Source organism: Bacillus cereus group sp. Bce041 (assembly GCF_052646455.1).
In genome coordinates, this window is record NZ_JBQXON010000005.1 from 180,699 (window position 1) to 195,038 (window position 14,340).

The window sequence follows — 14,340 nt, forward strand, 5'->3', positions numbered from 1 at the left end:
GATTATTAATAAAATTTTCGATCGTTATTATCTCGCAATTTTATCATGTAATTTCGAGATCGTTTCCTCATTTAAATTACTGTGTTTTATCGAATAAAGGAAATATACTACTACCCCAATAGTAATCCAAATACTAAAGTACACCCATGTCCTTAACGGTAAATTTAGCATTAAAAACACACAGCATACAATTGCAACGCATGGTAATACAGGTACAAAAGGTACCATAAATCCACGTTTTAAATTTGGGTGTGATTTACGAAGGATAATAACTGATAGACAAACTAACGCAAATGTCACCAAACTACCGATATTAACTAAATTAACTAATTCTTTCAAATCAATAAACCCAGCTATTATAGAGCTCCCTATTCCTGCTAATCCAGTTATAAAAGTGGGTGCTCCAGTTTTCTTATTAACTTTCGCAAATGATTTCGGTAACAATCCATCACGACTCATTGCAAAGAATACTCGTGTTGCCGCATACATATTGGAAAAAATAACAGCCATAAGGCCAATTACAGCACCTGCAGCAATTGCACCAGCGACTTTTCCTTGTCCTACAACTTCCATTACATACGCCATTGCCTCAGGAACATTTAATTCTTTATAGGAAACCATTCCTGTCATAACAAGGCATACCATAACATAAATAATTGTACATATGATTAATGATGCAATAATACCGATGGGAAGATTACGTTTCGGATCTTTTACTTCTTCTGCTGAAGTTGCTAATATATCAAAACCCGTAAAAGCGAATAAAATAGCTGCTCCACCCGTAAAAACTCCACTTAAACCGTATGGTGCAATTGGTATCCAGTTCATTGGTTTTACATAGAATATACCAACCGTAATAAACAACAAAATCATTCCAATTTTAATCAATACCATTGTATTATTGATTCGTTTACTTTCTCTCGTACCACGAGATAACATCCATGCTAATATCAATGTAATGATTACTGCTGGTAGATTCACAATACCACCATGCGAAGGAATCGTTACTAGAGCTTTAGGTATCTCTAATCCAAATCCCTTTATTAAATTGTGGAAATAGCCTGTCCATCCAGCAGCGACAGCCGCTGTTGCCACGATATATATTAACAGCAATGACCAACCTACTAGATGAGCAACAAACTCACCAATTGTTGCATATGAGTACGTATATACACTACCAGACGCCGGGAGTGTAGAAGCAATTTCCGCGTAACATAATGCTATAAATCCACATATAATTGCTGCAAGTATAAATGAAAAAACAACTGCTGGACCAGCATTTCTTGCTGCTACTAATCCAGTTAACACAAGAACCCCCGTTCCAATTATCGAGCCTACCCCTAACATAATTAAATCAAATGCTCCTAATGTTTTCGTTAAGGCCTTACTTTGATTATGCTCCAACAATTGTGTAACGGATTTCTTTTTTAATAACTTACTCATATTCTCTGTATCCCCTTTAAAATAAGGTTTGCTCTTCTCATTATTGTTGTGTATAAATTTACTTAGTTATTAGATAGTCTTATAATATTTCTTTTACGTTAAATAAATTTGAAACATTCTATTTTTTTCTTTCCTCCACTGTTCAACCAACATCAGCTATAATGTGTTATAGCTAATTCAATTTACCTCCAAAGATATAAATAAAAGATTTTTTCATTTCAAAGAGATAATTAGTTTTGTATGCCCGATAATGGTATGATAAACAAAAATAATTTATTTATTTAATTGAGTTTCACTAGAACTTAAGGTATTTTTCTTCCATAATACACTAACAACATACCCACATACACCGCCTATAATAGCCGGAAATCCCCACCCTAAACCTACACTATATAAAGGAAGAAAGTGCTCAAAAAAATTATGGATTATTTCGCTTTCTATTCCAGCAGCTTTTAATCCATCTAACGAACTAAAAATAAATGTCAATATCAAACTCCCTTGATATACTTCAAATCTACCATTGAATACAGAGTGTAAAAATGTTAGAAATATTAAGGTAATAGCAATTGGATACATAGTTATTAATACAGGGATTGAAATCTTAATTAATTGTGTTAACCCTATATTCGCAACTAGTGTACTGAAAACAGACAAAATAATAGCAAGTTTTTTGTAAGAAATCTTTGGAAATAATTTATGAAAAAAAGAAGAACAAGCAGTGATAAGTCCTACGCTTGTAATTAAACATGCTACTATAATCATTACACCTAAGAAGATTGCACCATACGAACCAAAGTAATAGCCCGAAACTTTTGCTAAAACTTCAGCCCCATTATTTAAATGACCTAGTTTTTCTACACTAGAAGCGCCCATATAGGAAAGGGCAGTATAGATAAGAGCTAAGAGTGTAGCAGCAATAGTCGTTGCTTTTACACAAACAACCATAAGCTGCTTTTTAGTAGTAGCCCCTTTTTCTCTAATTGCATTCACAATAATAATTCCGAAAACAAAAGCTCCAAGAGCATCTAATGTTAAATACCCTTCTTGAAAACCTTTAAAAAATGCATCTGATGCATACACTTCACTAGGTGCCTGAATTCTTCCAATTGGGTGAATAAAAGCAACAACTACGAGCATCCCAATAACAGTCAATTTGATAGGAGTCAAAATTTTTCCAACTATATCAACAAGTTTTGTAGGATTAAGGGATAATAAGCATGTAACTGTGAAAAATAAGATTGTAAATACGGTTAATGCAGCAGGACCTGCATCATTTGATAAAAACGGTTTAATTCCAATTTCAAATGATACAGTTCCAGATCTAGGGATGGCATAAAAGGGACCAATCGCTAGATAGAGAACGATCGCAAATACAATACCAAACACCGGATGTACACGACTAGCTAAAGATTGCAAATCACTTTCACCTGAAAAAACAAATGCTGTTATTGCTAACAATGGTAAACCAACTCCAGTAACTAAAAAGCCTGCATTGGCTATCCATACATTATTTCCAGCCATTTGACCAAGCATAGGTGGAAAAATTAAATTTCCTGCTCCAAAAAACAATGCAAACAGCATCAATCCTATAATAATGATAAAAGAAGTAGGAACTTTATTTGACATAACAACTCCTCCGATTATACATTTGTATACGCTCTTTATTTTTCAAATAATATATATTAATCTAGTTTATTCCAGCCTAGAGCACCATTGCGAAAGGCAATTTTATGCCCCGCTCTCTATAAGAGAATAGCAACAAGCTTTTAATTTAAATAATAGCTTACATTAATGGATATGAAGTTACACCTAAACAAATCTTCTCACTTACTAGTTAAACGAGACATTTCTATAGATTTTTTCGTACAACGTTTCATAGCTGAAATGATAGCTGTTCTTAAACCTTTTTCTTCTAATGTTGCTACAGCTTCTATCGTCGTTCCCCCTGGAGAACAAACCATATCCTTCAATTCACCTGGATGTATTCCCGTTTCCAATACCATTTTTGCAGAACCTAATACAGCCTGAGCCGCAAATTTATAAGCCTGTTTTCTCGGCATACCGTCAAGTACAGCAGCATCTGCCATGGCTTCTATAAACATATACACATATGCTGGAGAAGAACCACTAATAGATGTAACAACATCCATTAATTTTTCATTTACGACCTCCGTCTGGCCGAAACTATTAAATATATTTAGTACCTCTTTTATATCTTTTTCTGTAACCATTTCATTAAAAGATAATGCAGACATTCCTTCCCCAACAAGTACCGGTGTATTCGGCATTACTCTAATAACCTTTAACTTTCTATCAAATTCATTCTCAGTGCTCTTAATACTTTTTCCTGCAGCAATAGTTACAACAATTACATCATTTTTTATTTGGTTTTTTATTTGGTTAATTACCGATGTGTATAAGTCTGGTTTAATTGATAAAATTAAAATGTCGGCACTGTTAGCAACTTCATTATTGTTAGTAGTTATAGTTATGCCATATTTATCACTAGCATTTTTTAAATTACTGACGTTTAAATCTGAACAAATTATTTGATTTGGAGACACTATATTTTTATTAATCATCCCACCTATCATAGCAATACCCATGTTTCCACATCCGATAAATCCTATTTGTTTATTCATAATAATTTGATCTTGCTCCTTCTATTCTAAACTTTATTGATTTTGAAATTATTATTCTAAGTTAGGGCTATTACAATTACTGGGTTTATCAATAGAATTTAAAAATTCTCCTTCCTATAATGAGTTATGTTTTCGTATGTACTTTACAAGCATGCATTTTAAAAAATGAAGCGACTTTCTATTCATAGAACTATTAAAAACAATAGTAAAATGGTGATAATTTTTCGGAATTAATATTCTTTAACTATTCACCATTTTAAATAGAGCTTACATATTCCTCTAATAATTACTTATTTTCAAAATTTATAGTTACGCTCAAGAAAATGTATTTAAATTCCAAATAATTATCCCCATAGATAATATGAAACAAAGTAATGCAGGAATTATCATTAAAATAGATTGTTTTGCTCGAAAAATATGAGCATGAATGGCTCCGACCATGAGAACTGCTAATAACGTATTTGCTCCTAGCGCTAAGTATTGATTCCAAATACCACCGATTATACCTATTGCGCCAATAATTTCAATAAAACCAATTATAGACATAAACCATAATGGATATTGATATTGTTGCCAATGTTCCACCTGAAAAGATATATGAAAAATTTTTATGAATCCCCCTACTACAATAAAAATTGCTAAAACTACCTGAAGAACAATCATCATTTAAACTCGCTCCTTTTAAGACTTTGTTAATTTCCATGCTTCGCAAGGAATAAATATATGCGTTTTACAAATATCAGAAAGGGAGATATACATAATTTAACTTTTTATACGCTAAGAACTAAGTAGATAACCTTTACTACATAATATTTTCTTAAGAAAAATATTTATTTTAATATATTTTCCTCTTTTGTTAACCTGAATAGATTGTTTTTAATTTCAGACATGCTGATATTTTTTCTTGAAACACCGGTTTCCACTGCAGCACGTGCGACAGCATATGCTACATGTGGCACCACCCTAGGATCAAACGGATTTGGAATAACATAGTTAACATGAAGCTCTTCTTCTGAAATTAACTCAGCTATTGCATAAACAGCTGCTAGCTTCATTTCTTCATTAATTTCTTTTGCTTGTACATCTAAAGCTCCACGAAAAACTCCGGGAAAAGCTAGTACATTATTTACTTGATTAGGAAAATCAGAACGTCCTGTACCAACTACTAGTGCTCCTGCTATTTTTGCTTTATTAGGCATAATTTCAGGTGTAGGGTTAGCCAAGGCAAAAATAATAGGATTATGATTCATAGAACGAATCATATCCTCATCAACTACATCTGCAGCTGATACTCCAATAAATACATCAGCATCAATAAGGGCCTCTGCTAATGTTCCCCGCTTCTGTTCTATATTTGTAATACGAGCTATTTCTTCTTTAAGCGCATTCATTCCAATAGGTCGCTGTTCATATATTATCCCTTTTGTGTCACACAAAATAACATTTTTTACATGCATATGAAGTAACAGCTTAACAATCGCTATCCCAGCAGCACCAGCACCATTCACAACGATTTGCACATCTTCAATTTTTTTATTTGTTAACTTAAGTGCATTAATTAGGCCAGCAATCGTTACAATAGCTGTACCGTGTTGATCATCATGGAAAACAGGAATATCACAAGATTTTCTTAGGCGCTCCTCAATTTCAAAACATTGAGGTGCTGCAATATCTTCTAAGTTTATCCCACCAAAATTTGGTTCTAATAATTTAACAACTTCAACAATCTTATCCGGATTATTAGTGTTTAAACAAATAGGAAAAGCATCGATCTCAGCAAATGATTTGAAAAGTAAAGCTTTTCCCTCCATCACTGGCATAGCTGCTTTAGGTCCAATATTCCCAAGACCTAATACTGCAGTTCCATCGGATATAACTCCAACTAGATTCCCTTTCATTGTATAATCATATACTTTGCTTTCATCTTTATAAATCTCTAAGCATGGCTCAGCAACACCTGGTGAGTAAGCGAGACTTAAATCTGTTGAATTTTGTACTTTAACTTTAGAATAAATACCAATCTTCCCCTGTTTTTCTTTATGCATTTTTAATGCTTCATCTCGTAAAAGTGACATATAATTTCGCTCCTATAATTAAGTTAAGAATTAATTAAATCAATATTTTATTAACTCTATATTAAACTTGATATTGTATAATATAAGTAAGACTTCTAATATAATCATTATTTATTTTTATAACCTTTTAACATATCTTTTGCATAACGATTGGGGTATAAAGTATTTAACATATTGTATGGACTTCCCTTCCAATATCTTCTTAATGGTGTCCATAACTTATGTTTAATTAACCATCTTTGTGTGTACATAGATAGTAATTGCTCCTCTGTTAGTTTTTCCTTTTCTTCAATAGTCCACTTCAGCGCCTCTAATGCTTTTTTTTCAGTCCAAAATCCGGTAGGTGTGAATTTATATTCCCATTCTTTATTTTGACCAGGATATAATTCATTGATCATAGAGTACGGACTGTTATTCCAGAATATTTGACAAGGAGAAATTAATTTATGAATAGTAAGCCATTTTACACTGTAAACTTGTAATAATTGAAAAGAAGTTAATTTTTCTTTTTCTTCAATAGTCCACCTTAATGCTACCAATGCTTTTTCTTTAGTCCAAAAATTGTTAGGAGTCATACTAAATTCCCACTCTTTAAATTTATTAGGATATAAAGAATTTATCATTGCATAAGGACTACCATTCCAATACATAACTAATGGTGCACTGAGTTTATTTTTCTCTAACCATTTTTTATTATAGAATTTGAATAGTTCTACTTTACTTAGTTTTTCTTTTTCTTCAACAGTCCATTTTAATGCTTCAAGAGCTTTTTCTTTAGTCCAAAAATTTAATGGTGCCATACCAAACTCCCACTCTTTAAATCTATTGGGATATAAGTCTTCAATCATCTTATAGGGACTATTATCATAACTATGTTTGAGCGCGCCGAGTAATCGATATTTTATAATTAAAGGCGTATTCCATTTTTGTTTAATATCCTCTTCATTCCATTTTAAAATTGTTTCAATTAAATATTTTGTGACCCTTTTAGATAGCTCTCTATTGCTATCTTCTTTCCATGTATTCGGTGGAAACCTACTTCTTTTACCGTCTAATATTTCTTGATAGATTTCTTCTATTTGCACTGCTTTCGCTTGCACTTCAAACTCCCTCCTATTCAAGACATATAGCGATTCCTCTTTCCTAACGTTAAATAACACGCCAATAGTAACTATTGTGATTTACTTTTATAACGCAAAAGAAATGTATAGGGTAAAATCATTTCTTTAATTTATAATAAGAAGGACATAAAAAAACAAAAAGTTACAAAAGTTTTTAAATTAAAATTTTTGTAACTTTTTGTTTTGATGCAAATATAATTTCAATTAAGGTATCTCACCGTTTTAAACTTGACGCTCCATAATCTTGTATAGTTACATTTATATGATATTTAATCGGTACCTTACTAAATGTTCGATCCCAATCTTTTTTGACTTTCTCCCATGTTCTCGGGTGTTTAATTCTTAATTGGTTGCCAAAACCCGCAATATCGACTTGGTATTCTTTTTGTATTTTTTTTGTAACATGATGTACTAAGTGCTTTACTTCTTTTTCAATAGCTTTTTCTTCCCTTTTTAAAAATTCATTTTCAAAATCTTTTCCTGATTGCATCCAATTTTCAGACAAACGCCCTTCTGATTCAATGTTTACATCAAAGGAAATATTATTTCCGTTAACATGTGGTATGATTTTGCTTTTTATTGACTTTATTTCGTATATAATGAGTTTCTTTGATTCTTTATCAAAAGTTTTTACCACACCACCATTCCTTTTTCCGTTTATCCATACTACTCCTTCCAATTCCTGTTCATTTAAAAAGCCCATCAACTTTTTTGTCTTCCCTTTAATTACAGCAGCTCCTGCAAATTTCGTTTCTCCTTTTATCGAGATTACATTTTGCAATAGAAAACTGGACCCTGACCGCATCTTTCCTTCCAATTTAGCGAGTGATACAGGAGGTAAAATCCTTGTTGTTCTCTTTCGATTATCTGCAATTCCAGACAAACGAAATGCTGGGATTTCTCCTTTTTTGTTTGATTCCAGTACCTCCTTCGCTAGACCCTTGCTAATTAAGATCATACAGCTAAGCCGAACTTCATTGTCGCGGAGATACTGTTCAAGTAATTGTTCTAAACTGTATGTACGCACAAGACTATCACTAATAACAATGTTTTTTAAATGTGGGCTGAACATTGCGCTCTCTCTTTTCAATGAAAACTCACGAACAATTTGATGAATGGAATCACCGGTCTCAGAAACATTTATATAACGTTTTTGTTGTCCGTTTCCTTTACTTTGTGCTTGCGAACTGACAATTTGATAAGTTGCTTTTATAAGATTTCTTTTAGGATAACCTCCTTCCTCATCCTCTTTCTCAATTGTTGAATCCTTCCCTTTATCTAGTGCTATACCTGCAGTTAAACTCAACTCTTCTACTTCTTTACTGCTCCAACATCCTGTTAAAAATAGAAGCAAAAGCGTACATAACAAAACCAAATAGAACCGCATATAATTAAATTTATTTTTCACACTACTCCTCCTTTTAATCGCTTAATAATAAGAAGAAGCAGTGGCAGTAAACCAAATAAAAATAAAGCAGCATTACCGAGCATATCCCCCAGTTTAAGCAAATCATTTATATTTTTCGACGTCATAGCAATGATGTAAATGATTGGAATCAAAGCAAAAATAAACGGATGAATACTCTTTTTAAAGAGTTGTGCCAATCCTAATGCAGCTGCATAGTAACTAATTGTATAGGTAGCAAATATTTGCATAATCCATATTACAAGCAGTAAAGATTCAAAACGTTCAAATATTAAACCAGAAATTTCAAAACTGCGCATAAGGTCAATTGTCGGCCATGTTCTTGTTACAACCCCATCAATTGATAATGCACCAATGACCATTACAACAGTTATTACATAAAAGATTAACGGAATAGAAATTCCAACTAAAATAGCTTTTACTGCTTTCTTTCGTTGTTCCATAAACACCAAAAGAATTAACATAATTTCTGGACCTGTATATGCGAGAGACGTTGTTTTTACCCCATCTAACACCGGTTTAATTCCCAAACCTAATACGGGACGGAGATTATCTATCTCGAATATCCCTATACTCATAAAGGAAATGAGTAAAAAAATAAAGAAAGTAATAGGAAATATTATTTCAAACATCCGTGCAATCGAGTTAATACCACTCATAATCAAATAGAGACCTATCCACATAAAAGGCATAACAATAGCCCATGTGGGAGTTCCTTCTAGCAAAAAAAAGCTTATTACTTCTGCCATTGAACGAATTTGAAAGGCTGAAGTTGTAAGAAAATACCCTATAATAAGAAAACTAAGCAACCTGCCTATCCATTTCCCTACAATATCTTGACTGTATTGATAAAATGTTTTATCTGGAAACTGCTGACTTAGTTTGACCATAATTACTCCTGAAACCATTGCGAGTATCCCACCTAATATCACACTTAACCATACATCTGGTGTTTTCACTTTTTCTACAGATGCTCTGGGCAGAGTGAGGATTCCTGTTCCCAGTATGTAATTTACAATAATAACAACTGCTTGTGCAGTTGTTATTCGGTCTTTAGGTATAGTAATCACTGAAGGCCACTTCCTTTCGTCATCAGCTACCTTTTGCGGTTAGTTTTTTTGGTATGCATTATTTTCGGTCGACGTCTCATTATTTTTAATGGCATGCGAACCATAAAATCTTTCCAATCACTAAATCGGTACGGAACAGCAGGGCTAGTATAAGGAACGCCAAAACTTTTCAGTTTCACTAAATGACTGCAAAGTAAAAGAAAGAAGAGAATAACTCCATACAAGCCAAATATCGCAGCACAAAACATAGCTACAAAACGAAGAATGCGTAACGTAATTCCCACACTATATTGCGGAATAGTAAAAGAAGAAATAGCTGTTACCGCAACAACGATAACCATTATTGGACTAACAATTCCTGCTTCTACGGCAGCCTGACCAATTATTAAACCGCCCACAATTCCCATTGCAGGTCCAATTGGTTTAGGCAGACGTAAACCCGCTTCTCGTAAAACTTCGATAGCTACTTCCATAATTAACGCTTCTATTAAAGCGGGAAAAGGAACTCCTTCTCGCGATCCGAGAATAGAAATAGCGAGCTTAGTGGGAATTAATCCTGGATGAAACGAAATGAAAGAAATATACAGTGCTGGAGCAAATAATGAAACAAAAGCTGTCATGAAGCGTAATAAGCGGAGAAGCGTACCAGGAAGCCACCTTTCATAATAATCTTCTGGTGATTGCAGTAGCATACTAAATGTAACTGGAGCAATTAAAACAAATGGTGTTCCATCTAACAAAATAGCTACTCGACCTTCCATCAAAGCACTAATAACACGATCAGGTCGTTCTGTATTTTGAATCTGCGGAAAAGGACTTAGATAATTATCTTCAATGAGTTGCTCAATATAACCAGATTCGAGTACACTGTCTATGTCAATTTTCTGAATTCTGTTTTTTATTTCATCCACCAATTCTGTACTAGCAAGATCTTTAATAAATGCGACAACTAGCTCTTTCTTTGCACGCTCTCCTACTGGTAGCTTTACTAATGATAAGTTTTCATCCGCACAATGCCGTCGCAAAAGTGAGGTATTGTCACTTAATACTTCAGTAAACCCCACCCGTGGACCTCTGACTAATGCCTCCGATACTGGTTCTTCCATGTTTCGTTTATTTGCTTTTGTTGTACCAAGAATAAACACATCTGCTAAACCATCAATTAAAAGAGCTGTTGAACCTATCAATACTTTGGATATCACATCTTTTATGTAATGGACTTCTGCTACTTCACTAATTGTAAGAACTTTATTTTTAATATATTCTTTTGAAACAGTCCCCTCCACATAAGAAGATTCATTTTTATATTCGTCAGAAAAATCATCCATTAGTAATTTCATAATATGTTTGTCAATGATCTCTTTATCTGATAGACCATCAACAAAAATGATCCCAGCTTGAATATCTGTGCGTCCAATATTAAACTTCCGAAAGCGAACATCAGAATTATGTCCGATTTGTTGCTTTATAAGTTCTAAGTTAGAGGCAAAATCATTCGTGAAATGAACAGTTGTATTTTGAGAAGGTTTATGCTCTTGTTTCGTTTTACTTTGAATATTATTTTTTTTCACTTGTTTATCTCTTGACTTCCACCAACTCATTCTTCCCACTCTTTCTCTGACATACGAACCCAATGAAAAAATCTTGAGATAGTATACGGAATTAAAAACAAGATAAAAGCTTGTACAAAGACTTTCCAATCTGGAAGATAAGAAGTAATTATGTTCCACATGTTTATCACCTAATTTATATACTCTGCTAGGATTGAGACTTCTAAAGAACGGTATGTACTTAATAAAAAATAACTATAAGATTAAAGAGCAGAAAAGCAAGACATTATGCTTATTTAGTACCAATAACCTAATTAGTATAAAAACATTTCTGACCTAAAATACCATTTCCAATTATAATTTGTTAGATATTATCTCCTTTTCCTTTATTTATATGCCCGCATTTGAATTTAAAATAATATAAGTATCAATGATATTTCCTCTTAAAGAAAAAAGATGCTAGAAGATAGCATCTTTTTTCTTTATTCAACTTACTATGTATTTATATCTTATTGTGAAATTTTTTATTTCCTTTAACGAATATTAATATTTAAAAATAGAGCATACACATTTTTTTGTTCTAAGTTAATATATTTCCACTGAATCCATACGGAATTTTCTGATTTTAAAACCAATATGAAATAAAGGAAAATACTCTCTTAGAAAAACTATATAAAACAAATAACATGAAAACAACTATCAATCTATTAATTGAAAGTAATAATGAGCAAGAGTTTATCATCGTAATTCCAAGTGTATTCGTTTTGCTTCAAAATAAAGAACTTGAATAAATTTTTTCGTATCAATACGAGCAGGTACTGTTGGTTCATTATTCAATTCTGTCATCTTTCTCCTTACGGTAGTAAAATCAAAAAATCTAGAGGCATAATTTTCGAACTTCGGGTTTAAAAAATCAGTAAGTCCAAGGGATGCTAAATGGTTTAATGATTGATAAATTGCTCTCCGAATCCGTTGTTTGGAAGCTTCTATGAACCTTTTTAATTCGGTATCTTCAGCTGAATCCCCAAGTTTTTTTTGAGCTAAATTCATAAAAATCTCTTTTAGTGAAGGAAAACCTTGTTCCAACGTGTTATCTTGTTCATATTTATATAAATAATCTAGCATATCCATTAAATCTTTACTTCCACTTTCACTGGCTATTCCTAATTCAGACAAAAGAAAATGAATGGAATTTTGAAAGTGATTAAAAGTATTTAAATGTTTTTCATTACGGTATTTTTCTTGCGCACTTGAATTACTATCCAATTTTAATACCATATTAAGCGATTCTTGAATGTTTTTTATCGATTTTTCCAAACGAATTCTTTCAATGACTTTCCGAACAACTGTTAATACTTCAATCCGGTTAATTGGCTTAATAATATAGTATTCAACGCCAAGCGAATAAGCTTCAGCAATTAATTCTTTTGATTCTACTTGAGAGACCATGATGATTTTCCCTTTAAACGAAGGCTTTATTTGACGAATTGTTTTTATTCCATCTTGAATCGGCATTAACAAATCGATAAATAAAATGTCTATCTTTTTAAGGATTGGCATGTGTTGCTCTAAAGATAAACCATCCTCAGCTTCTCCTATAACCTCTCCAAGATCTTCATCCTCGATAATTTGAGCCAACATTGAGCGAACCGCTTTTTCATCATCTACTATATAAAAATACATAGAATCACCCTTTCGAAATTATATGATCAATCCCTAATCTAATTATAAAAATTGATCCTTTTCCTTCGGTTCTGTCCTCAAGCGTAACATCACCTTCTAGTTGTTCGACCATTTCTTTAACATACGATAGTCCGATGCCTGTCGATGGATTGCCTAAATCATCATATTTAGAAGTAAAACCAGGCTCAAAAATTGAATCTTTATATTTTGAAGAAATACCTGGACCGTTATCTCCTACTCGAAATTCAACAAAATGATGGTCTTTATTAATGTCAATTGTGATGATTCCCATACCTTGGATAGCTTCTACAGCGTTTGTTACGATATTATTTATAATAGATAAGATTGTATAAATATGATAATGAGGATGCACACCATCAATTTTATACACAAATTGGATGTCTTTCTCTAGCAACCGTGCATATTTCGTATTTGCCCGTATAATGATGTTTACCAGTTCATGTACAGACATATAATCTGTAAAACTTTCATCAGATATTAGTTTTGAAAGTCCCGCAAAAATGCGTTGGTTATCCTTTTTAACGTCATGGACCTCGCCAGCAATTTGTAATGCCTGTTGCCTTAAATCCTTAAACTGAAAATTCATCTGTTTGTGCTCAAAAGAGTCTAAGGTTTTATATAAATCATAGGATTTTTTTGTTATATTCTCAGCATCTTGTAATGTTTTTTTTAAATGAACAGCATCTTCATATAAATTAGAGATGAGCATGAGCATGTGTTCATTTTGTTTCTTTATGTGTCTCTCCCTTGATTGCGCTTCATACAATTTCATCATATTGAAAAAGCTTAGAACTATAAAACTATGGGAACATGCGATAACAATGATCTCATTTATTGCCTCGGATGTGATTGATGTTTTTAATACGAAATATTGAATCATTAATTCCACACAGTCTGACAGTATTTCAATAATACAACCAATAAAACCAATCATTAGTGGTTGATGATAAAAACGTTTGATTTTTGCTAAATGAAAGAGATACGAATAAGTAAAATAAAAGAAAAAACTAGGATAGTGCGTATGAAAAGCAGCTAGCCAATCCATATTTCCCTTTATAATGACATCCATTGAGATACGAAATACTACAACGACTATTGCTGTTAAAAAACCCGGTAAAAATGCTGGAACTCGTCGAAATAATAACAAAAAGAAGAAAAATGTTGGTGCACCAAAGCTCATTCTAAATGTTTCATTTAAAGGAAATGACTTTATTTCACCTACTAAAGGTACTGTAAGTATCATTAAAACGAGAATATAGATGTCTTTTTTTACTAAATTACTAAGATTCAAAATAATCACTTCTCACTT

11 protein-coding genes are annotated in these 14,340 nt (G+C 32.6%); all 11 read right to left on the reverse strand.

What is annotated here, in order from left to right; translation table 11 throughout:
- Positions 1–27: 27 nt before the first annotated feature.
- Positions 28–1,443 (reverse strand): amino acid permease, encoded by a 1,416-nt coding sequence (locus ACUN13_RS17790; RefSeq protein ID WP_257115479.1) that lies wholly within the window; start codon positions 1,441–1,443, stop codon positions 28–30.
- Positions 1,444–1,716: 273 nt separating this feature from the next.
- Positions 1,717–3,069 (reverse strand): branched-chain amino acid transport system II carrier protein BrnQ5, encoded by a 1,353-nt coding sequence (brnQ5, locus tag ACUN13_RS17795; RefSeq protein ID WP_257115480.1) that lies wholly within the window; start codon positions 3,067–3,069, stop codon positions 1,717–1,719.
- A 197-nt stretch (positions 3,070–3,266) separates the two neighbouring features.
- Positions 3,267–4,085 carry a pyrroline-5-carboxylate reductase gene (gene proC / locus ACUN13_RS17800; RefSeq protein ID WP_257115481.1) on the reverse strand — a complete coding sequence of 273 codons (819 nt, stop codon included), beginning with the start codon at positions 4,083–4,085 and terminating at the stop codon, positions 3,267–3,269.
- Positions 4,086–4,400: 315 nt separating this feature from the next.
- Positions 4,401–4,751: a DoxX family protein gene (locus tag ACUN13_RS17805; protein WP_257115482.1), complete on the reverse strand. Its 351-nt coding sequence runs from the start codon at positions 4,749–4,751 to the stop codon at positions 4,401–4,403.
- Between the two features lie 164 nt (positions 4,752–4,915).
- Positions 4,916–6,160: an NAD(P)-dependent malic enzyme gene (locus ACUN13_RS17810; protein WP_257115483.1), complete on the reverse strand. Its 1,245-nt coding sequence runs from the start codon at positions 6,158–6,160 to the stop codon at positions 4,916–4,918.
- 107 nt (positions 6,161–6,267) lie between these two features.
- Positions 6,268–7,260 (reverse strand): DUF4046 domain-containing protein, encoded by a 993-nt coding sequence (locus ACUN13_RS17815; protein ID WP_257115484.1) that lies wholly within the window; start codon positions 7,258–7,260, stop codon positions 6,268–6,270.
- Between the two features lie 235 nt (positions 7,261–7,495).
- Entirely contained in the window at positions 7,496–8,689 is a 1,194-nt protein-coding gene (locus ACUN13_RS17820) for a Ger(x)C family spore germination protein (protein ID WP_000790805.1), read from the reverse strand.
- The gene (locus ACUN13_RS17825) at positions 8,686–9,777 is read right to left on the reverse strand and encodes a spore germination protein (protein WP_017673624.1); all 1,092 of its coding nucleotides are present in this window, start codon (positions 9,775–9,777) and stop codon (positions 8,686–8,688) included. Before ACUN13_RS17825 ends, ACUN13_RS17820 begins: the two co-directional genes overlap by 4 nt.
- 26 nt (positions 9,778–9,803) lie before the next feature.
- Positions 9,804–11,378 carry a spore germination protein gene (locus tag ACUN13_RS17830; RefSeq protein ID WP_048527824.1) on the reverse strand — a complete coding sequence of 525 codons (1,575 nt, stop codon included), beginning with the start codon at positions 11,376–11,378 and terminating at the stop codon, positions 9,804–9,806.
- Between the two features lie 687 nt (positions 11,379–12,065).
- Positions 12,066–13,010 carry a response regulator gene (locus ACUN13_RS17835; RefSeq protein ID WP_048527825.1) on the reverse strand — a complete coding sequence of 315 codons (945 nt, stop codon included), beginning with the start codon at positions 13,008–13,010 and terminating at the stop codon, positions 12,066–12,068.
- 4 nt (positions 13,011–13,014) lie between these two features.
- Positions 13,015–14,331: a sensor histidine kinase gene (locus tag ACUN13_RS17840; protein ID WP_257115486.1), complete on the reverse strand. Its 1,317-nt coding sequence runs from the start codon at positions 14,329–14,331 to the stop codon at positions 13,015–13,017.
- Between the last annotated feature and the right edge of the window lie 9 nt (positions 14,332–14,340).

Bases quoted from the DNA above. Each gene is read 5' to 3' on its own strand.
- ACUN13_RS17790 (WP_257115479.1), bottom strand. From the start codon at position 1,443: ATGAGTAAGTTATTAAAAAAGAAATCCGTTACACAATTGTTGGAGCAT.
- brnQ5 (WP_257115480.1), bottom strand. From the start codon at position 3,069: ATGTCAAATAAAGTTCCTACTTCTTTTATCATTATTATAGGATTGATG.
- proC (WP_257115481.1), bottom strand. From the start codon at position 4,085: ATGAATAAACAAATAGGATTTATCGGATGTGGAAACATGGGTATTGCT.
- ACUN13_RS17805 (WP_257115482.1), bottom strand. From the start codon at position 4,751: ATGATGATTGTTCTTCAGGTAGTTTTAGCAATTTTTATTGTAGTAGGG.
- ACUN13_RS17810 (WP_257115483.1), bottom strand. From the start codon at position 6,160: ATGTCACTTTTACGAGATGAAGCATTAAAAATGCATAAAGAAAAACAG.
- ACUN13_RS17830 (WP_048527824.1), bottom strand. From the start codon at position 11,378: ATGAGTTGGTGGAAGTCAAGAGATAAACAAGTGAAAAAAAATAATATT.
- ACUN13_RS17835 (WP_048527825.1), bottom strand. From the start codon at position 13,010: ATGTATTTTTATATAGTAGATGATGAAAAAGCGGTTCGCTCAATGTTG.